Source organism: Pseudomonas sp. MF6767, from assembly GCF_016405475.1.
In the GTDB taxonomy this organism is placed as follows: Bacteria; Pseudomonadota; Gammaproteobacteria; order Pseudomonadales; family Pseudomonadaceae; genus Aquipseudomonas; species Aquipseudomonas paracarnis.
In genome coordinates this window covers 46,413-64,860 of sequence record NZ_JAEKCY010000026.1, presented here as the reverse complement: position 1 = coordinate 64,860, position 18,448 = coordinate 46,413, and the positions used below count along the sequence as shown (strand labels likewise).

At 59.5% G+C, this 18,448-nt stretch carries 22 protein-coding genes and 1 pseudogene; 9 read left to right on the top strand and 14 right to left on the bottom strand.

The genetic code is table 11. The annotated features are described in order from the left end of the window. Positions 1–89: 89 nt before the first annotated feature. The 5 genes from JFT58_RS27075 to JFT58_RS27055 form a co-directional block, all read right to left on the bottom strand. A complete protein-coding gene (locus JFT58_RS27075; RefSeq protein WP_003464988.1) occupies positions 90–356 on the bottom strand; it encodes a hypothetical protein in 267 nt (88 codons plus the stop codon). A 169-nt stretch (positions 357–525) separates the two neighbouring features. Continuing rightward, on the bottom strand, positions 526–807 hold the full coding sequence (locus JFT58_RS27070) for a DUF427 domain-containing protein (protein WP_003464986.1): 282 nt from the start codon (positions 805–807) through the stop codon (positions 526–528). A gap of 67 nt (positions 808–874) precedes the next feature. Then, positions 875–1,147 carry a glutaredoxin 3 gene (grxC, locus tag JFT58_RS27065; RefSeq protein WP_005005995.1) on the bottom strand — a complete coding sequence of 91 codons (273 nt, stop codon included), beginning with the start codon at positions 1,145–1,147 and terminating at the stop codon, positions 875–877. Positions 1,148–1,600: 453 nt separating this feature from the next. Next, positions 1,601–2,347 carry a ferredoxin reductase gene (locus JFT58_RS27060; RefSeq protein ID WP_002118292.1) on the bottom strand — a complete coding sequence of 249 codons (747 nt, stop codon included), beginning with the start codon at positions 2,345–2,347 and terminating at the stop codon, positions 1,601–1,603. Then, the gene (locus JFT58_RS27055) at positions 2,340–2,987 is read right to left on the bottom strand and encodes a sulfite oxidase-like oxidoreductase (protein WP_002118288.1); all 648 of its coding nucleotides are present in this window, start codon (positions 2,985–2,987) and stop codon (positions 2,340–2,342) included. The genes JFT58_RS27060 and JFT58_RS27055 overlap by 8 nt, the downstream gene beginning before the upstream one ends. Positions 2,988–3,409: 422 nt before the next feature. On the opposite strand from JFT58_RS27055, the gene JFT58_RS27050 reads away from it, so the two are divergent. After that, complete coding sequence (locus tag JFT58_RS27050) at positions 3,410–3,880, top strand: TlpA family protein disulfide reductase (protein WP_003464979.1); 471 nt, start codon at positions 3,410–3,412, stop codon at positions 3,878–3,880. Positions 3,881–4,205: 325 nt separating this feature from the next. Here the strand turns inward: JFT58_RS27050 and JFT58_RS27045 are convergent, their stop codons facing one another. The 3 genes from JFT58_RS27045 to JFT58_RS27035 form a co-directional block, all read right to left on the bottom strand. Beyond that, positions 4,206–4,499 carry a DUF1330 domain-containing protein gene (locus JFT58_RS27045; RefSeq protein ID WP_010591688.1) on the bottom strand — a complete coding sequence of 98 codons (294 nt, stop codon included), beginning with the start codon at positions 4,497–4,499 and terminating at the stop codon, positions 4,206–4,208. A gap of 58 nt (positions 4,500–4,557) precedes the next feature. Beyond that, positions 4,558–4,989, bottom strand: coding sequence for a GlcG/HbpS family heme-binding protein (locus JFT58_RS27040; RefSeq protein WP_005006001.1), 432 nt, complete (start codon positions 4,987–4,989; stop codon positions 4,558–4,560). A 72-nt stretch (positions 4,990–5,061) separates the two neighbouring features. Further along, positions 5,062–6,075, bottom strand: a complete 1,014-nt coding sequence (locus tag JFT58_RS27035) for a zinc-binding alcohol dehydrogenase family protein (protein ID WP_002118279.1) — start codon at positions 6,073–6,075, stop codon at positions 5,062–5,064. 75 nt (positions 6,076–6,150) lie between these two features. Between JFT58_RS27035 and JFT58_RS27030 the strand changes: the two genes are divergently transcribed. Next, complete coding sequence (locus JFT58_RS27030; protein WP_016487060.1) at positions 6,151–6,318, top strand: hypothetical protein; 168 nt, start codon at positions 6,151–6,153, stop codon at positions 6,316–6,318. Positions 6,319–6,522: 204 nt separating this feature from the next. Here the strand turns inward: JFT58_RS27030 and JFT58_RS27025 are convergent, their stop codons facing one another. The 6 genes from JFT58_RS27025 to istA form a co-directional block, all read right to left on the bottom strand. Next, entirely contained in the window at positions 6,523–7,491 is a 969-nt protein-coding gene (locus tag JFT58_RS27025; protein ID WP_078468221.1) for a magnesium and cobalt transport protein CorA, read from the bottom strand. Beyond that, positions 7,488–8,192: a glutathione S-transferase N-terminal domain-containing protein gene (locus JFT58_RS27020; protein WP_106118782.1), complete on the bottom strand. Its 705-nt coding sequence runs from the start codon at positions 8,190–8,192 to the stop codon at positions 7,488–7,490. The genes JFT58_RS27025 and JFT58_RS27020 overlap by 4 nt, the downstream gene beginning before the upstream one ends. 164 nt (positions 8,193–8,356) lie before the next feature. Next, positions 8,357–8,869 (bottom strand): peptide-methionine (S)-S-oxide reductase MsrA, encoded by a 513-nt coding sequence (gene msrA / locus JFT58_RS27015; protein ID WP_078468219.1) that lies wholly within the window; start codon positions 8,867–8,869, stop codon positions 8,357–8,359. A 1-nt stretch (position 8,870) separates the two neighbouring features. Next, positions 8,871–9,314: a peptide-methionine (R)-S-oxide reductase MsrB gene (gene msrB, locus JFT58_RS27010; protein ID WP_078468218.1), complete on the bottom strand. Its 444-nt coding sequence runs from the start codon at positions 9,312–9,314 to the stop codon at positions 8,871–8,873. A 520-nt stretch (positions 9,315–9,834) separates the two neighbouring features. Next, positions 9,835–10,638 (bottom strand): IS21-like element ISPst3 family helper ATPase IstB, encoded by an 804-nt coding sequence (gene istB / locus JFT58_RS27005; protein WP_011911830.1) that lies wholly within the window; start codon positions 10,636–10,638, stop codon positions 9,835–9,837. Then, complete coding sequence (gene istA, locus JFT58_RS27000) at positions 10,631–12,130, bottom strand: IS21-like element ISPst3 family transposase (protein ID WP_198834789.1); 1,500 nt, start codon at positions 12,128–12,130, stop codon at positions 10,631–10,633. The genes istB and istA overlap by 8 nt, the downstream gene beginning before the upstream one ends. Here istA and JFT58_RS30525 point away from each other — a divergent pair. The 7 genes and pseudogenes from JFT58_RS30525 (at position 12,074) to yfdX1 (ending at position 18,434) form a co-directional block, all read left to right on the top strand. Continuing rightward, positions 12,074–12,397 carry a peptide-methionine (S)-S-oxide reductase gene (locus tag JFT58_RS30525; RefSeq protein ID WP_233095458.1) on the top strand — a complete coding sequence of 108 codons (324 nt, stop codon included), beginning with the start codon at positions 12,074–12,076 and terminating at the stop codon, positions 12,395–12,397. The genes istA and JFT58_RS30525 overlap by 57 nt on opposite strands. Before the next feature lie 241 nt (positions 12,398–12,638). Beyond that, positions 12,639–12,845: a hypothetical protein gene (locus JFT58_RS26990; protein ID WP_014596902.1), complete on the top strand. Its 207-nt coding sequence runs from the start codon at positions 12,639–12,641 to the stop codon at positions 12,843–12,845. A gap of 223 nt (positions 12,846–13,068) precedes the next feature. After that, positions 13,069–13,179: pseudogene (locus tag JFT58_RS30890) on the top strand (helix-turn-helix transcriptional regulator); the annotation flags it as partial. 206 nt (positions 13,180–13,385) lie between these two features. Continuing rightward, on the top strand, positions 13,386–13,955 hold the full coding sequence (locus JFT58_RS26980; protein WP_023657737.1) for an Hsp20/alpha crystallin family protein: 570 nt from the start codon (positions 13,386–13,388) through the stop codon (positions 13,953–13,955). Between the two features lie 94 nt (positions 13,956–14,049). Then, a complete protein-coding gene (clpK, locus tag JFT58_RS26975) occupies positions 14,050–16,899 on the top strand; it encodes a heat shock survival AAA family ATPase ClpK (protein WP_198834788.1) in 2,850 nt (949 codons plus the stop codon). Between the two features lie 146 nt (positions 16,900–17,045). After that, a complete protein-coding gene (gene hsp20-GI / locus JFT58_RS26970) occupies positions 17,046–17,504 on the top strand; it encodes a small heat shock protein sHSP20-GI (RefSeq protein ID WP_016782889.1) in 459 nt (152 codons plus the stop codon). Positions 17,505–17,525: 21 nt separating this feature from the next. Beyond that, positions 17,526–18,434, top strand: a complete 909-nt coding sequence (gene yfdX1 / locus JFT58_RS26965; RefSeq protein WP_078468283.1) for a heat resistance protein YfdX1 — start codon at positions 17,526–17,528, stop codon at positions 18,432–18,434. Positions 18,435–18,448 lie beyond the last annotated feature (14 nt).

The following is an 18,448-nucleotide window of genomic DNA, read 5'->3' as shown; positions in this document are numbered from 1 at the left end:
AGTGCAATGAGCTGCGGCTATAGGCTTGCGCAGCCTTAGATAGCCGGCCGTCGCAGGCGCGCCGGTTGGCCGGGATCTTCTTCTGCCCGTCAGGTGTCCGGTCGGAACTCCAGCACGAACGCTACGACCTTTTCGGCGGACATTTCGCACGGCTTCAACAATGTCCTATCTGATGTAACGCGGAAGAGGTTGAAGCTGACAATGTCAGTCCCGTCCAACTCCCTGGCGAACAGACTGTTGCGACGTCCGTCCCCAGATCGCCGGACGATCAAGCTGAAACGCCGGCCTTCATAAGTCCCTTCTCTGTATCCCTCCGCAAGCTTCGCGAAAGCGGCATCGAACTCGGAATGCTCCATGTCATCCATCCTTATTGATAGAACAGAGGCGCGGCGGGTGCGAGACCGCCAGTGCCGGGTCGCGCTAAGGTGCCGGGCAGATTCCTGCAGCCGACGAGGCCCGGGGTGGGCAGGATAATTGAGATGTCGGCGCCCGCATGGCTATCAGCGAAGTCGTCCGTCCAGTCTGCTAGGCAACGTCCACGCCTTTCCAGAAAGCGATGTAATCCCGGATACCCTCGGCATCCGGAGTGGGGGCGGGATAGGTCCAAGCGGCGTTCACGTTGAGCGCGTCACCCGCGCGAACATGAAAGAAGCGCGCGGCGCCTTTGATCGGACAGACAGATGTGTGCGGGCTCATCTCAAGCAGGCTCAGGTCGACTCCTGACGGTGGGAAGTAGTGATTTCCCTCGACGATGACTGTTTCGTCGCTTGTGGCGATAGTAGTGTCTTTCCAGATGGCTGAGACCAACGGACTCTCCTTTTGTATTCATCAACCGGCGAAGGCTCGCGGGCTGGCTGCCCCAAGCCGCACCTCCTCAGGTGGCAGGCGGGTTGCGCCCGAGAAGTTTGTCGAGCTCGCCTCTGACATCGAGCGCGAATAGCTCATCGGAGCCACCGATAAGGGTGCCATTGATGAAGATCTGCGGCACGGAGCTTCGCCCCGACGCTTCCGCCATGGCCTGCCGGTGAGCCGGATCCGCCTCAATATCGAGCTCCTTCCATCGCACGCCCTTTTCCTTGAGGAGCGCCTTCGCTCGGCGGCAGAACGGGCACCAATTCGTGGTGTACAGCAATACATCAGTTGTCATATTGCATCTCCGGCAGTTGCACGCGGATCGCTGTCATGGCGTTGATCTCCAATTCGCGGCGTTCAAAGATGGCGACTGCACCTTGGCCGACATCGGAGCAGATGCTGACGATTGGCCGCTATCCAGGCGACATGGCCCAAAGTGCTTTCACCGCCAGGCAGAGGCCGCACGCGCCTCCTGTAGCGCCGAGCCGATGCTCTAAGGTAACCGAGCCTCGATTGGGACGGAAGCGGTCCCGCTCGAATCGCCCATCATGCTGGTCGAGCATATCAGGACGACGGATAGTGCAGGAACTTTCAAATTGAGCTTGATGTCGAGCCAGGTATCGCGAGCGAAGGCGTTCTAGAGGCCGGGGGGTACGAAGACTGTGTTCGGCAAAACGGTTCACGTTGATCGCCAAAGCTTCCCAGGGCGCACGTCTACGATCGGCGCGACGTGAGATAGCTCGCGCCGCTAGCCCCCGTAGCGCTCCGTCTTGATGATGGAGGCGTCCAAGCCCGCCAGCAGCGCGCTATCGGTTGCGATGTTGACGAATCCGTTAGACCCGCAGACGAACACTTGCGTCGGCTTTCCCTGAAGCCTGGTTAGAATTTCTTGGACCATCATGCCGTCGATCCGTCGCGCAAAGTCCGATGCGCGAACCGGTTTCTCGCGCGTAATCGCGAGCGCCAGGACGAACGCCGGATCGCTGATTTCGATGCAATGAAGTTCTTCTGAGAAGAGAACGTCCTCGGCGGTTCGTGCGGACAGGAGCAACGCTGTCGGAACGGCTTGGGCCAATGCGCGGCGCTGCCGGATCATTGCCATCAACGGCACGAGGCCGGAGCCTCCCCCGATCAACAGAACCGGATCTATGGCAGGCTCAGGCCAAAGGAAATGGCCACCGAGCGGACCGCGAACTTCGATTTCGTCACCAATCGCCGCGATGTCGTGAAAAAACGGCGAAACTTCGGCATCCGGCATGCGCTCGATAGCTATCTCGACGATCGGGGTCGAAACTGCCGATGACGCGATCGAGTAGCTGCGCATTGCACTGTAGCCGTCGGGCGCGGTCAGCCGGATATCGACGTGCTGACCTGCGGTGTGCGCGAACGGCTTGCTCAACCGAAGGAAGAAGCTCTTGATACTCGGTGTTTGCTGGATGATGTCGTCGATCACGCATGATTGCCACGAACGGACTTGCGCTTCGTTTTCAGTCATGGGTGTATCGTTGTTCGCGCCACGGATCGCCGTAGATGTGATAGCCGTGCAGCTCCCAAAAGCCGGCCTCGTCACGCGTCGTGAATTGCAGCGCATTCACCCATTTGGCGGATTTCCAGAAGTAAAGGTGCGGCACTAGAAGACGCGCCGGCCCCCCATGATCGCGGGAAAGTGGCTTGCCCGCATAACTGAGGGCGACCATCGCTTTCCCGGAAAGCAGATCCGTCAGAGGGACGTTTGTCGAATAATTATCGTAGCAGTGCGCCAAGACGAAATCGGTAGGCCGATCAAGCTCTGCATCTGCAAGGATGTCTTCAATGAGTACACCCTCCCAAACGGTATCCAGTTTGGACCAAGAGGTGACGCAGTGAATATCCTTTGTCACCTGGGTCTTTGGTAGAGTGTTGAATTCGCCCCAATTCCACGTTTTGACGGGCTTCGGACCAATTTTGACTGTGAATTTCCAGTCGGAGGGCTCTACCCTCGGCGTAGGGCCGGCCGACAGAACAGGGAAATCCTCCACCAGATGCTGACCTGGCGGAATCCGATCGGACTGGTCGCCTGAACCGCGACCGGTGAAACCTCTGGTGACCATAGTGACCCCTCTTGCTCGATACGGCAGACCGAAGCCGGCCTTCATTTCAGTACTCTGCGTAAAGCATTTGCCCGCACATCCGCCGAATAAGCCAATCGACTAAAAATCAGATACAGATGCTCTATCATCGTAAAAAATCGCGTATCGAACATAGCGTCAGGCCAGCATGATTCCCAATACCCAATGGCTATAGGGTAGATAACCCCAAGGCTGCGTACGCTGATCTGCGGTATGCGGAGCGGAAGTTGCAGGTTCGCTCTCAAACGGATGGGCAGCGTGCAAAGCTCAAGGCTCACCAGCGCATGGTTGCCCAGTTCGCGCTCGCCGGCAGCTTGAGTATATTAAGGACGAAATGTCGATCTGATCTATTCTGGCTTCAGGAAATAGGGAAAATAAGGTCGGACGTTCGCGCACCGTCGCGACGCGCGATCATCCACTAAGCTTCTGTATCGGGGTTGGAGGATCAGATGAACGAGATCGAACGACAAGCGCCTGAGCTGCGGGTGCAAAAATGGATTGGCAAAGATGGGGAAAGTATCGCGCCGTTCAAACTGTCAGATATCGGGCCCGGCCCGAAAATCTTGTTTGCCTTCCAGCATTGGTGCCAAGGTTGCCATTTGCATGGGTTTCCGACGCTACAAAAGTTGCATGCAGCGTTGAGCTCAAAAGACGTGGGGTTCGCAGTGATCCAGACCGTCTTCGAAGGAACGCATGAGAATACCTTCGAGAAGTTGCGCGTGAACCAGCTCAAGTATGAGCTTCCTATCGTTTTCGGTCACGACGAGCAACCGACCGGCTCGCCGTTTCCAACCTTCATGGAAGACTACCGCACACGAGGAACTCCGTGGTTTACGGTTATCGACGCTGGCGGTAGCATTGTTTTCTCGGACTTCCATCTCGACGCGGAGCGACTAGTGAAGCAACTTGAGCAAGGTTAATCGTTGGAAGGTGGGCAATCATCCTGATTGCCACCCATCCCCTGATGCCCACTACAGGCGTTGCGCGCTGTAACTCTGTTGATCAGCGTGCGAAAACCCGGATCCGGATAGGAGGAGCGTCAACGATTGAATCAATCCGTTGGGAGAGGGCGGCTCCGCTCCGTCAGCTCGGCAATAGATAACCCATTCTCGCCGAGCAACTCTCTGATCCGATCGACGATATGAGCCCCTAGCGCCGCTGTCTTGGTCCCCCCCACAGATTCCCAAGATGCGAGTTCACACGCCGATACCTCGTGGTCAGCGCCGAAGTGCTTCTGTCGGTATGTCACCGCCGCCCTTCAATGATAAAGGCGCGGTAACGGGAACCGGCAAAGCGTTGAGCAGCGATGGTTTGGTAGGCGGGACTGTCATACCAGTCGCGAGCGGCCTGCATCGTCGGGAAACGCAAGATTACGGCCCCTTCGATGGGCGGCCCCTCCAAATGCTGGATCGCGCCATAAGCGGCGAGAAAGGTAACGTCGTGACCATCGAACGATGGTCCGACGCCTGCAGAATAGGTTGCGAGTGCATGTGGGTCGCTGGTTTCTTCCCGCGTAAAGACGACGAACGCTTCCATCATTAGGCCTCTCAAAGGTTGGATCTGTTGGCCATTACCACCGGTGATGGCCTCACAGTCGTCAGGCTGGCAACTGGAACCCGATTTTCATGAGTGCCTCGACGCACGCATCCTGATCCTGCTGATAGTTGCCTCCGGAGATGCCTATGCCGCCGATCAACTTCCCATCCTCCAGAATCGGATAACCGCCGCCGACAGCGACCATCCGAGGGCGATAGGCTAGCGGCGCCACTTTTGGATCGTTGGTCACATAGTCGTTCCAGACATGGGTCGGGAACCCAAACGAGGCGGAACTCCAGGCCTTGTCGATGGCAACATCGACGGTAAGGAACGGCGCATCGTCGGTGCGCTCGAACGCGCGCAGGTTACCGGTGGCGTCGACGACGGCGACGGCAGCCGGGATGCCGATGGCACGGGCCGCAGCGAGCGCCGCGTCGATGAGGGCGACTGCGGTTTCGCGGTTGATCGAGGCGGTGGCAATAGATTTGGTCATGGGATTCTCATCGCTGGGGCATAACCCGTTCGGCTTTTTGAGGTTGGACAAGATGTTTGGCGATCGCGGTCGTTAGAAGCCTTCGAGGACGATCTTGCCTTTAGCCGCGCCACTTTCGATCAGTGCATGCACCGTCTTCAGATTGGCGGCATTGATCGGCGACAGTCGCCGGGTCAGCGTCGTGCGGATTTTGCCGTCGTCAACCAGCGCTGCCATCGCATCCAGAATCTCGCCCTGCTCATTCATGTCGGGCGTGCCGTAGATCGACCGCGTGAACATCAGCTCGTGGTGGATCGACACCGCCTTGCGCTTGAAAACCATGATATCGAATGCCTTGGGATCGTCGATCAGTCCGAACCGTCCTTGTGGGGCGATCAGTTCGGCGATGTCGGCGACATGTTGCTCGGTATGTGTGGTCGAAAAGACGAAAGCGGGAGCACCGATGCCGAGTTCGGCGATCTGTGGCGCGAGCGGACGAGAATGGTCGATGACGTGGTGAGCTCCAAGCCCTCTTACCCACTCTTGGGTTTCCGGTCGAGAGGCTGTGGCGATGACGGTGAGGTCCGTGCGCTGTCGCGCGATCTGGACGGCGATCGACCCAACCCCGCCCGCGCCACCGATGATGAGGATCGCCTCCGCCGCACCGGGTACGGGCTTCGCCACGTCCAGGCGGTCGAACATCGCCTCCCAGGCCGTCAACGTCGTCAGCGGCAGCGCCGCCGCTTCCGCCCAGGAGAGCGACGCAGGTTTGTGACCGACAATCCGGGCGTCGACGAGATGGAACTCCGCATTGGTACCGGGCCGTGTGATCGATCCGGCATAATAGACCTCGTCGCCTAACTCGAACTGCGTGACGTCGGGGCCGACCTCGCGCACAATCCCGGCGGCATCCCATCCCAGCACCTTCCAATCGCCATCTGCCGGCGGCGTGCTGTTGCGGACCTTGTAGTCGACCGGGTTGACCGAGACGGCCTTCACCTCAACCAGGATATCGTATCCTGCAGCGACAGGCCGAGGCAGATTGATGTCGACCAGCGCGGCATCCGCGGCGATGGGTCCCGGAACCTTGTAACCAATGGCTTTCATAAATGTCTCCAGCTTGCTTGATCGGATGACGCGAATGCTCGTTAGTCAACTTCTTCTACATTGAGGTCCCGACTCTTGAACTGGGTCGCGGTAGCAGATTTCATCGAACACGTCGATCAACAGGCCCTTATGCTCGGTCGCCGGATCGGTGATCGCGTAGAGGGTGGAGGCGTTATCGCCATCATCACCGCTTCCGAGGCGAAACGCCGCGTCGACGCAGATGCCGCACGGACCGATGGTTGATCCTGGCTCGAGATCGACGAGATTGCTGTCCTTGACGCGCTATTCGCGGTCTTAGCCCTTGGCGATGAAGGACTGAACTGCTTGTAGAGCGTCGGTCAGCTGCTATGTCATGGACGCACCTTCATCTTGAGTTGGATTGGACAAGCTTCCGTATAAGGCCCGCTGTAACCGTCAGATGACGGCGAAGAAAACGATGGGCAGTATTCACAGCCACTTAGCCTTCTTGAAGCGCACAAATAGGAAAACGCACGATATCGCTATCACTCCGAGCACGACAAAGTATCCGTAGGCCGTGTCCAGCTCCGGCATGTGCTTAAAGTTCATGCCGTATATTCCAGCGATCGCCGTCGGGACTGCCAGTATTGCCGCCCAAGCCGCCAGCTGGCGGGTGATCACCCCCGTCCTTTGCGCTTCAAGAAGGCTGCTGGCTTCAAAGACCGTGGACAGGACAAGCAGGAGGCCGTCGACCATGGACTGCACGCGGTGGACATGGTCCGCGACGTCGTGGAAATATGGTGTCATTTCGGCGCTGATGCAGGGAAAGTGGCCGCGAACGAGCTTTCGCACCAGCTCGGCCATAGCCCCGAGCGTGCGCTGGAACCGCGTGAGTTCGGACCTTAGTTCGAAGATTCGCGCCACCTCTTCTGGCCCGAGGAAATCGTGCAGCGACCGTCGCTCCATCGCCAGGACGTCGTCCTCGATCATTTCGAAGATGGGCAGATACTGGTCGACCACGCGATGCAAGATCGCGTGCAGCACATAGTCGACACCCTTGCCGAACTGCGTCGGCGATGCCTCGAGTTGCTCCCGAAGTTTGCCCAGCGCTCCGGCATTGCCGTGCCGCACGGTGATAAGGTGATTGTGACCGGTGAAGATCGCCATCTTGCCGTAGCTGATCCGGTCGCCGACCAGCTCGGCGGTCTGCGCGACGACGTACAACTCATCGTTGTAGACCTCGAGCTTGGGCGGGCACAGCGGGTGCATCGCGTTATCGATTGCCAGCGGATGAAGGTAATAGGTCGCTTGGAGCGCATGAAGTTCGTTGGTGGAGGGCTCGCTAAGCGCGATCCAGCAGAAGTTCGAGCGACCCTTGTCCATCTGGACGCGCTCATCGAGCGAAATTTCCCGGATTCGCTTGCCTTCGTCGTAATAGTAGGCGGCGATGATGCTCATGCCGGCCTCGCAGGGGTGTGCAGGCCACGCCGTACTGCCGGTCGAGCCAGCCCACGTCCGAGCCATGCCTGGATGTTCGAATAGTTACTGAGGCCAAGGATGTCGCCAGCAGCATACGACTCAACCAGCGCATTCACCCAGCCGAGCGTCGCGATGTCCGCAATCGAATAATCGTCGACGATCCAGTCGCGGCCTTCCAGCTGGCGATCCAGGACTCCCAGGAGGCGTATAGCTTCATCGGTAAAGCGCTGCCGAGGCCGCTTGTCTTCATAGTCTTTACCGCCCCATCGTAGGAAAAAGCCAAGCTGACCGAAGATCGGCCCAATTGCCGACATCTGGAAGAACACCCAGGTCAGGGTTTCGTAGCGTCGGACGGGCGAGCTTGGAATGAGCTGGCCCGTCTTTTCGGCCAGGTAGAGGAGGATCGCACCGGATTCCCAGACGGCAGTGGGGTTGCCGTCCGGGCCCGCCGGATCGATGATCGCCGGTATGCGGCCGTTCGGGTTTAACGAGACGAACGCCGCTTCCTTCGACTCGTTGTTCGAGATGTCGATCAGGTGGGGCTCGTACGCCAGGCCAGTCTCCTCCAGCATGATTGAGACCTTGACGCCATTGGGAGTAGGCGCGGCGTACAGTTGCAGGCGGTCGGGATGAGAGGCCGGCCAGCGCTGCGTGATTGGAAAGGATGAGAGGTCTGGCATGATTCTGCGATCCTAGTACTGCGGCGGCGGACGGGAATGACCCACTTCATCAAGGCTGGGTTCGATGACCGCATAGTTGGTCGACGCAGCCACGAAGATTGCAAACCGGACCGGCGCTAGGGTAAGGTCCATGAAACCTACTCCGCGACAGCCCCGCCTGCGGGCTACGCATCGCCAGCATTTTGGCGCTTCGGAAGTACCCAGCCGGGTCGGGGGAAGTGACAGGTATAGCCGCCGGGACGCTTCTCCAGATAATTCTGGTGCTCCGGTTCGGCCTCCCAGAAATCGCTGACCGGCTCGACCTCGGTGACAACTTTGCCACCCCACAGCCCGGAGGCATCCAAATCGGCGATCGTATCTTCGGCGACGCGCTTCTGCTCCTCGTCGACGTAATAGATGCCCGACCTGTAGGAGAGCCCACGATCATTGCCTTGGCGGTTCGTTGTCGTCGGATCGTGGATTTGGAAGAAGTATTCCAGGATGTTTCGGTAGCTCGTCACCGCCGGGTCGAAGACGATCTCGATCCCCTCGGCATGCGTGCCGTGATTGCGATAAGTGGCGTTCGGAACATCGCCGCCCGTGTAACCGACACGAGTGGAAACGATGCCGGGCTGCTTGCGGATTAGGTCCTGCATGCCCCAGAAACACCCGCCTGCGAGAACAGCGCGCTGATGCATGTTAAGCCTCCTCTTCCTGATCGAGATATTCGCCGTATCCCTCGGCCTCCATTTTGTCGCGCGGGATGAAGCGAAGGGACGCTGAGTTGATGCAGTACCGCAGACCGCCGCGGTCGGAAGGACCATCGGGGAACACATGGCCGAGATGACTGTCTGCGTGTACTGACCTGACCTCCGTCCGGACCATGCCGTGTGCGCTGTCCCGCACCTCGTTCACGTTTGCCGAAACGATCGGCTTGGTGAAGCTGGGCCAGCCAGTACCCGAATCGAACTTGTCCGTCGAAGCGAACAGTGGCTCTCCCGACACTATGTCGACGTAGATGCCAGGCTCCTTGTTGTCGTTGTACTCGCCCGTGAAGGGCCTTTCGGTGCCCGCCTCCTGGGTAATTCGGTGTTGCTCGGGAGTCAGGTGGTCGATTGCTGTCTGTGACTTTTCAAACTTCATTACAGTCTCCAATACTTATCTAGAGGGCCAGGCACGCTACCGCTAATTTTTTATGTCTCCTGATTTGCTCCTACAATGGTAGTGGGATGGCAAACGAGGTTTTACTAAGTGTTGGAAAATTAGAGATTTAAATTTCGCGTCTATTAATTCTAGCGCAACTGAGTGGTTAAGCAAGTACGTAATCAGTAAATATTAAAAAAATAACACAAAAGCACGATTATATAATACAGTGTCAGTGTTTTATGATAATCAACAACGCCTGTTTAGATGCTGGTAGATGCGAATTTTTTGGCGTACAGTCAAAATTTTCTGATGGTTGCTTAGTGTGTTGGCGCTGATGGAAAATTGACCCACCCTGCCGATTGAAATTTGACCCAGGGCGGATTGCTGATTTTGTTACCAGCAACTGTGGATAAGTCTACCAGCGCAGCTGCTGTTGCCCCCACTCCTTCGCTAGCCCAGTTCAGTTGTTTAAGACCTGCCACACGCAGCCATGTAGCAGGCCGTCGTCGCCATGAAATCAGAACGGCTCATCGTCCTCCGGTTCCTGGCCGCCCTTACGCTTTCGCTCCCGTGATTTGATCTTGGCCTGGGCCGCCAAGCTACTGTGTTGCAGGCGATAGGACTCGTTACCGGTTTCGACGATGTGGCAGTGGTGGGTCAGCCGATCCAGCAGGGCGGTGGTCATCTTGGCGTCGCCGAACACGCTCGACCATTCGGCGAAGCTCAGGTTGGTGGTGATCACCACGCTGGTGTGTTCGTACAGCTTGGATAGCAGGTGAAACAGCAACGCACCGCCGGCCTGGCTGAAGGGCAGATAACCCAGTTCGTCGAGGATGACCAGATCCATGCGCAGCAGAGCTTGGGCGATCCGCCCGGCTTTGCCGTCGTGCTTTTCGCGCTCCAGCAGATTGACCAGATCGACCGTGGAGTAGAAGCGCACGCGCTTACCGTGCCGGGTGATGCCGGACACGGCCAGCGCGGTGGCTAGGTGGGTTTTACCGGTGCCTGGCCCACCGATCAGCACCACGTTCTGCGCGGTGTCGGTAAAGGCCAGGCTGGCCAGCTCGCTGATCAGGCGTGCGTCGGCGCTAGAGGCGTTGAAATCGAAGCTGGCCAGATCGCGGTGCATCGGCAGCTTGGCCATGTTCATCTGGTGGCTCACCGAGCGCATGGCGCGATCTGTGTGCTCTTGTTCCAGCAGGTGTTCGAGCAGCCACTTGGACGAGGCTGTGTTCGACTCACCCTGTGCAGTTAACTCCGCCCAGGCCGTGGCCATGCCGTGCAGGCGCAGCTCCTTGAGTTCCGCCATCAAATCACGCATGACCGACCTCCTCGGCCTGGCCACGCAGGCGGTCGTAGCGCGCCGTGTTAGCGACGGGGGCTTCCTTGAGCGACAAGTGGGTTTCGACGCTGGGTGGTGGTTCGGTCGCGGCCAGGCGCGCCACGACATTGAGGATGTGTTCGGCGCTCAGGCTGCCGCTCTCCAGTACCAGCTCAACGGCTACCAGCACGGCATCGAGCCCGGCGACCGGTACGGCAGCCAGAACTTGCGCCATGATCCGGTCACCGCCGGCATGACGCCCCAGACCGTGCTTAAGCTGACGCAGCGGCGCCGGCAGATCAGCAAAGGGCGCGCCGTTGCGCAGCGCACCGGGCTTGCGTTCGATCAGCGGGAGGTAGTGCTGCCAGTCATAGCTGACCTGGTCGCGATCCAGCAAGCGGACATGGCTGGCGATCAGCGCGTCGTCAGCCACCACCTCGATTCGCGTCGGATACAAACGGCTGCTGACCCACTTACCCGCGTACTCACACGGCACCGAGTAGCGGTTGCGCCCGACGCTGACCAGGCAGGTGCTGGAGACCCGCGCAGGCCGCTCGACGTAACCGTCGAATGGCGCTGGCACAGGCATCAGTTCAGCGCGCTCCAACTCCAGCACTTCGGCCACACTCAGACCGCTGTATTGAGGGTGCGTCAGCTCGTTCCAAAGCGCGCGGCAGCGCTGGCCCAGCCAGGCATTGAGTTCCTCGACGGAGTGAAACTGGCAGTCCTGGGCGTCTAGCCAGATACGCCTGCGGCTGTCTTGCACGTTCTTTTCAACGATGCCCTTTTCCCAACCAGCGGCGACGTTGCAGAAGTCCGGATCGAACAGGTAATGCGCGCACATCACCGCAAAGCGCGCATTCACCGCCCGGCCTTTGCCCTTATTGACCTTGTCGACGGCGGTCTTCATGTTGTCGTAGATGCCCCGGCGCGGCACGCCGCCCAAGGCGCCGAACGAGCGTGTATGGGCGTCAAATAACATCTCATGGCCCTGGCTCGGATACGCCACAAGCCAGAACGCACGGCTGGCACACAGCTTCAGATGTGCCACCTGCATACGCCGGTAAATGCCGCCGACCAGCAAACCTTCCTCGCTCCAGTCAAACTGAAACGCCTCGCCAAGAGCAAAGGTCAGCGGCACAAAGGCCTGCGACGCCTTGCCCTGTCCCTCTCGCCAGGCACGGATAAACGCGGTGAGCTGGCTGTAGCCACCGTCATAACCTTCGGCTTTGATTTGCGCCAACAGCGCCTTGGCACTGCGCCGCTGTTGCTTGGGGCGCAGCGAATCGGCCTTTAGCGCCTGCTCCAGCGTGGTGTGAAAAGGGCTGAGTTTGTTGAAGATCGCGCGGCGTTGGTAGACCGGCGGCTTGGCCTCAGGTGCTCTGACCCACTTGCGAATCGTGTTGCGCGCCAACCCGGTGCGCTTGGCTATCTCATGCAGCGACAGCTTGTCGCGGAAATACATCCGGCGGATTTTGCCCATCATTTCCATACTGATCACCCTGTGTTCTCCTGCTCAAAAATTGAGCAGAAGCAGTTGAACACCTGGGTCAGTTTTCAGTCGGCAGAACAGCCTCTACTGGGTCAGTTTTCGGTCAGCGGCAACAGCCCAGTGGTAACCACCCTAGAGAGGTTAGCTGAATTTTTCGAGGCTGAGGAGTATCACCAAGACTTCTTCACAAAGAATCCAAGCAACAGATACTGCCAGATATCAATCTCACCAAAGCTCGCAAAACTGGAAAAAATAATCAAAAAATAATCAAACATGTGGCACCACTAGTACCACATAAACTTAGCGATCTGATTCTTCGAAATGGCCTGACTAGAGGTCTCTCTTACAACGTCTGCGATGGAGGCACCGGGTTCAGAACACTCCTGAATGACCTGGGCCTTAAAAGATTTGCTGTAGGTACGGCGCTGAGGGGGCATGGAAAATCCGCTTGATGGGCCATGGCCTTCGGCGGCGGTGTCGGGAAGGTGTGTTGGCAGGACGGATACTGTTGAACTACGTTGTCTGGGGCAACGGAAGTGTTTCGGCCCGACTCTGGAACGCGATCCGCAGCGACGACTGGGCAATTCCGCACGTTGGCCTGAGCAGCCTCGGGGAAATCGTCGGCTGGGCGCGCCCAGACGAGTTTCCGCCAAGGAACATGCAGACGAGCAAGGGGCTGCGGGCACTCGGCTACAACGTGAGGATCGGTGTTTGATCGAGGCGCCTGTGGCACACGCAGGCTGACGAGCCATGCGCTGTCCATGGCCTGATCAGGCCGCCCCGCTGCGCCTTGCCTGAGCAGTTGACCTGCATCAATGGGGCGGGAGATCGCTGTACATTGACTCTTGAAGTTTGTCCTGGTAAGCGCAATACCTTGCAAAGTCTTGCAAGAACTTCCTCAGGCGAGGCCGCGTGACGACGGAACTTGTGGGGGTGGTATGACAGCGCGCCAGCAGGCGATCTTCACACTCGACGAGTTGGCTGCCTACTTGAAAGTCGGCAAGCGGACGCTTTACCGGCTCGCCTCGCACGGGGAGATTCCGGTCTTCAAGGTCGGCGGGACGTGGCGGTTTCGTCAAAGTGAAATCGAACGATGGATCAATGATCAGATCCAAGCAGGCAGAAAGAAGGAGGTGATACGCACAGATGAGCAGCCAAAGTCAGCGGAACACTCCGTGTCGTCTGGGCGCGCTGTCCGTCGCCGCAGGCAAACGGAGCGAGCGAGAGTCTTCAATTTTTCTTCTGGAGGTATGACATGGACATTGATTTCAAGAAGTTGGCTCCCTGGAACTGGTTCAAGAAGGAGCAGGAAGAACAACAGAGCACTGCCTCGCTGCCCGTGCAGCGCAATGACCTGCCGGTGGCGGGTGGGCCCGTCAGTCCCATCCTGCAATTGCACCGCGAGATCGACCGCCTCTTCGACGACACGTTTCGAGGCTTCGGTTTCCCGGCGCTGGCCATGCCACGCTGGCCGTCGGACTGGCCGGGCCTGCTGAAGCCGGCGCTGGACATCCAGGAGACCGACAAGCAGTACAAGATCGCCCTGGAAGTGCCCGGCGTCGAGGAAAAAGACATCCAGATCACGCTCGACAACGACGTGCTGCTGGTGCGCGGTGAAAAGCGTCAGGAGCAGGAAACGAAAGACGGCGGTTTCCACCGGGTGGAGCGCTGCTACGGCAGCTTTCAGCGCGCTCTGAACCTGCCGACCGATGCCAACCAAGACACGATCAAGGCCGCTTTCAAGAACGGCGTACTCACGATCACGATGGAAAAGCGCGAGGCCAGTGCTCCCAAGCAGGGCCGCTCGATCCCGATCAACGGCTGACGCCGATCGGCTCGTCCTCCGAAAAAACCAGGTGAAGGTCGAGGCGCCGTGATCGGTGGCGCCTCGTCAAATCAATCTTTACAGGAGCATCAGCATGGCCAGAAAACAATGCCAAGTCTGCGACCAGTCCGCCACGGTGCGGGTGGAAGCCAATCTCAATGGTCGCCACAGCACCATGCTGTTGTGTGACGATCACTATCGCCAACTGGCGCGCCAGCAAAAGCGCACCGTCTCGCCGCTGGAGGCTCTGTTTGGCTCGCGCAGCGGTTTGTTCGAAGACTTCCTCGGCAGCGACTTCTTCCGCATCGGTGACGATGCACCGTCCGTGGCGGCTGATGCCGACGAAGTGGTCGATGCGTCTTTCGGCGAATCCGCTCCCGCAACGGCGGGCACGGCGCGCCGCCGCGGCAGTGGGCTGGCCAGCCGTATCAGCGAACAGTCCGAGGCCCTATTGCAGGAGGCCGCCCGACACGCTGCAGAGTTCGGGCGCGCCGAAGTTGATACCGAACACCTGCTGCTGGCGCTATCCGACAGCGATGTGGTCAAGACCATCCTGGGGCAGTTCAAGATCAAGGTCGATGACCTCAAGCAACAGATCGAATCCGAAGCCAAGCGCGGCGAGAAGCCGTTCGAGGGCGAGATCGGCGTGTCGCCCCGGGTCAAGGACGCGCTCAGCCGTGCTTTCGTGGCCTCCAATGAACTCGGCCACTCTTATGTCGGGCCGGAGCATTTCCTGATCGGGCTCGCCGAGGAAGGCGAAGGTTTGGCGGCCAACCTGCTACGTCGTTACGGTCTCACGCCGCAAGCGCTGCGCCAGCAGGTAAGCAAGGTGGTCGGCAAAGGGGCCGAGGATGGCCGCGCCGAGACGCCGACCAACACGCCCGAGCTGGATAAATACTCGCGCGACCTCACCAAGATGGCGCGCGAGGGCAAGCTCGATCCGGTCATCGGCCGTGCGCAGGAGATCGAGACCACCATCGAGGTGCTGGCCCGGCGCAAGAAAAACAACCCGGTGTTGATCGGTGAGCCCGGCGTCGGCAAGACCGCCATCGTCGAAGGGCTGGCGCAGCGCATGGTCGCCGGTGAAGTGCCCGAGACGCTGCGCGACAAGCGTCTGGTCGAACTCAACATCAACGCCATGGTGGCCGGCGCCAAGTACCGCGGCGAGTTCGAGGAGCGCGTGCAGAAGGTGCTCAAGGAAGTGACCGAGCACCAGGGCGAGATGATTCTCTTCATCGATGAAGTGCACACCATCGTCGGTGCCGGCCAGGGTGGCGGCGAAGGCGGGCTGGACGTGGCCAACGTGTTCAAGCCGATGATGGCGCGCGGCGAGCTGAACCTGATCGGCGCCACCACGCTCAACGAGTATCAGAAGTACATCGAGAAGGACGCCGCGCTGGAGCGTCGTTTCCAGCCGGTGATGGTGCCCGAGCCGACGGTAGCGCAGACCATGATGATCCTGCGCGGCCTGCGCGACACCTTCGAGGCGCACCACAAGGTCAGCATCACCGAGGATGCGATCATCGCCGCCGCCGAGTTGTCGGACCGCTACATCACCGCGCGCTTTTTGCCTGACAAGGCCATCGACCTGCTTGACCAGGCGGCCGCACGCGTGAAGCTGTCGGCCACGGCTCGCCCAGTGGCCGTACAAGAGCTGGAGTCCGAACTGCACCAGTTGCGGCGTGAGCAGGACTACATGGCCTCGCGCAAGCAGTACGACAAGGCCGCCGAGCTGGGCAAGCGCATCGAGGCAAAAGAGGCCGAACTCAAGAAGCTCATCGAAGATTGGGAGCGCGAGCGCGCCTCGGGCAGCGCCGAAGTCAAGGCCGAGCATGTCGCGCAGATCGTCTCGCGCCTGACCGGCATTCCGGTCAACGAGCTGACGGTGGAAGAACGCGAGAAGCTGTTGCATCTGGAACAGCGGCTGCACGAGCGCCTGGTGGGCCAGGACGAAGCGGTGCGCGCGGTGGCCGATGCCGTGCGGTTGTCGCGCGCGGGGCTGCGCGAAGGCGGCAAGCCGGTGGCGACTTTTCTGTTCCTCGGGCCGACCGGCGTGGGCAAGACCGAGCTCGCCAAGGCGCTGGCCGAGTCCATCTATGGCGATGAAGGTGCGCTGCTGCGCATCGACATGTCCGAGTACGGGGAACGCCATACCGTGGCACGCCTGGTGGGCGCGCCTCCGGGTTATGTGGGCTATGACGAGGGCGGCCAGCTCACCGAGAAGGTGCGTCGCAAGCCCTACAGCGTGTTGCTGCTGGACGAGATCGAGAAGGCTCACCCCGACGTCTACAACATCCTGCTGCAGGTGTTCGACGACGGGCGGCTCACCGACGGCAAGGGCCGGGTGGTGGATTTCACCAATACCATCATCATCGCCACCTCGAACTTGGGCTCGGACATCATCCAGCGTCGGCTGAAGGCCCGTAGCGCCGCCGGCGAGGAATACGAGAAGACCAAGTCCGAGGTGATGGACGTGCTGCGCGGACACTTCCGCCCCGAGTTCATCAACCGCATCGACGAGATCATCGTCTTCCATGCGCTGGGCAAGGAGGAGATCCGCCATATCGTCGGCCTGCAGCTCGATCGTGTGGCCCGCAACGCCGCCAGCCAGGGCGTGACGCTGACCTTCGATCAGACCTTGATCGACCACTTCGCGGAGGAAGGCTACAAGCCCGAGTTCGGTGCGCGTGAACTCAAGCGCCTGATCCGCAGCGAGCTGGAAACCGCGCTGGCACGCGAGATGCTCGGCGGCGGAATCGGCAAGGGCGATCACGCCAGCGCACGCTGGGACGACAAGGCCGAACGGGTGGTCTTCGAGCGCCAGGAGCCACCCGCAAAGCCGGCCGAGCCTGAGAAGCCCGATGCCGCGAACGTGGCCGAGACGCCGCCGAGCGACGCGAGCAAGCCTGCGCGCAAGAAAAAGTCAGCGGGCGGCGAATCTTGAGTCATGGGGAGGCTGTCGTGATCCTTCAATTGACCCAAGGACTTGTTCTTGATGGAAACGAAAAGTAGTAGGCGCTATTCAGAGTGCGCCGGCGGCTCTGTTCGGTGCGTCATCCAATTCGCCGGCATTGTTCAAGGAGAACCGATATGTCTGCATTGACTCCGTGGGACCCCTTCCGGGAACTGGATGAATTGCAAAACCGCCTGGCGACGATGTTGGGACGGCCCCCCCAGCGACAGGGCGCCCGTACCGGCAACGAAGCCATGACCACGGCGGACTGGGCACCAATGGTGGACATCAGCGAGGATGAGAACGCATTCCTCCTCAAGCTGGATCTGCCGGAGGTCCCCAAGGATGCCGTGCGCGTCAGCGCGGAAAACGGCGTACTCACCATCAGCGGCGAGCGCAAACTGGAAAAAGAGGAGCAGGGCAAGAAATTCCACCGCATCGAACGTGCGTATGGCCGCTTTGTGCGCAGCTTTGTCTTACCTGACAACGTTGATCCGACCAAGGTGACGGCTTCGATGAAAGACGGCGTGCTGGAAGTGCGGCTTGTCAAGGCCGAGCAAGCCAAGCCGAAGCAGATTGAAATTTCAGTCAATTAACTTCAATTGGAGTCCAACATCATGAATATCAAACAGCCCCAATACATCCGTTCCGCACTTGCCCTGGCGGTCTGCATCGGACTGAGTGGACCGGTTTTGGCCCAATCGGCGGCAAGTCCAAGCGCTGCAGCGCCCTCTGTCGCACCCAAGGCGGCGCAGCCACAAGTAGACGACAAGGCCGCCCAGGAAGCCGAAAAAAAGCGTTCCGAGCTCACTCAGGACGCCATCACGGCGCTCACCAAGACCCAGGAGGCTTTGACCCTCCTTGATGCAAATAAGACCAAGGAGGCGCTCGCTGCGCTGGAACTGGCCACCGGAAAGCTGGAACTGGTATTGGCACGCGACGCCAAACTTGCTTTGGCGCCGGTCGATGTACGCGTCATCACCCATGATATCCACGCCAACGTGGAATCGGTAAAGAAAGCGGTCAAGTTGTCTCGGGAGTTGTTGGGTGATGGCGAGGTGCAAAAGGCCCGGCCCATCGTTGCCAATCTGGCCAGCGAAATCGTGATCGAAACCGACAACCTGCCCATGGCAACGTACCCGGCAGCGATCAAGTCGGCTGCACGGCTCGTCGACAGCGGCAAGATCGACGAAGCCAAAGCAGAGCTCGCCCGAGCACTGAACATGCTGGTGGTCACCCAAGTTGTACTCCCTCTGCCCGTGCTACGGGCCGAAGCCGCGATAGCAAAAGCTGAAAAGCTGGCCGAGACTGACAAGCGCGATGCCAAGCAGAACGAGGAGCTCAGCACCTTGCTGTCGTCCGTGCGCACGGAGATCGAGCTGGCGCAAATCCTGGGTTATGGCAAGAAGGAGGACTTCAAACCCATCTTCGATCAGGTGAAGTCCATTGAGCAAAAGTCGGCTGGTGGCAAAAGCGGCAATGGATGGTTCGACGAGTTGAAGACGCGCATCCAAAAGCTGTTTTGAGGTGATGAAGGGGC

Coding starts and splice junctions, on each gene's coding strand:
- JFT58_RS27075 (WP_003464988.1), bottom strand. CDS start 356: ATGGAGCATTCCGAGTTCGATGCCGCTTTCGCGAAGCTTGCGGAGGGA.
- grxC (WP_005005995.1), bottom strand. CDS start 1,147: ATGACAACTGATGTATTGCTGTACACCACGAATTGGTGCCCGTTCTGC.
- JFT58_RS27060 (WP_002118292.1), bottom strand. CDS start 2,347: ATGACTGAAAACGAAGCGCAAGTCCGTTCGTGGCAATCATGCGTGATC.
- JFT58_RS27055 (WP_002118288.1), bottom strand. CDS start 2,987: ATGAAGGCCGGCTTCGGTCTGCCGTATCGAGCAAGAGGGGTCACTATG.
- JFT58_RS27050 (WP_003464979.1), top strand. CDS start 3,410: ATGAACGAGATCGAACGACAAGCGCCTGAGCTGCGGGTGCAAAAATGG.
- JFT58_RS27045 (WP_010591688.1), bottom strand. CDS start 4,499: ATGATGGAAGCGTTCGTCGTCTTTACGCGGGAAGAAACCAGCGACCCA.
- JFT58_RS27040 (WP_005006001.1), bottom strand. CDS start 4,989: ATGACCAAATCTATTGCCACCGCCTCGATCAACCGCGAAACCGCAGTC.
- JFT58_RS27035 (WP_002118279.1), bottom strand. CDS start 6,075: ATGAAAGCCATTGGTTACAAGGTTCCGGGACCCATCGCCGCGGATGCC.
- JFT58_RS27025 (WP_078468221.1), bottom strand. CDS start 7,491: ATGAGCATCATCGCCGCCTACTATTACGACGAAGGCAAGCGAATCCGG.
- JFT58_RS27020 (WP_106118782.1), bottom strand. CDS start 8,192: ATGCCAGACCTCTCATCCTTTCCAATCACGCAGCGCTGGCCGGCCTCT.
- msrA (WP_078468219.1), bottom strand. CDS start 8,869: ATGCATCAGCGCGCTGTTCTCGCAGGCGGGTGTTTCTGGGGCATGCAG.
- msrB (WP_078468218.1), bottom strand. CDS start 9,314: ATGAAGTTTGAAAAGTCACAGACAGCAATCGACCACCTGACTCCCGAG.
- istB (WP_011911830.1), bottom strand. CDS start 10,638: ATGCGTGATTTGATGGCGGAACTCAAGGAGCTGCGCCTGCACGGCATG.
- JFT58_RS30525 (WP_233095458.1), top strand. CDS start 12,074: ATGCAGCGACAGCTTGTCGCGGAAATACATCCGGCGGATTTTGCCCAT.
- istA (WP_198834789.1), bottom strand. CDS start 12,130: ATGGAAATGATGGGCAAAATCCGCCGGATGTATTTCCGCGACAAGCTG.
- JFT58_RS26980 (WP_023657737.1), top strand. CDS start 13,386: ATGGACATTGATTTCAAGAAGTTGGCTCCCTGGAACTGGTTCAAGAAG.
- clpK (WP_198834788.1), top strand. CDS start 14,050: ATGGCCAGAAAACAATGCCAAGTCTGCGACCAGTCCGCCACGGTGCGG.
- hsp20-GI (WP_016782889.1), top strand. CDS start 17,046: ATGTCTGCATTGACTCCGTGGGACCCCTTCCGGGAACTGGATGAATTG.
- yfdX1 (WP_078468283.1), top strand. CDS start 17,526: ATGAATATCAAACAGCCCCAATACATCCGTTCCGCACTTGCCCTGGCG.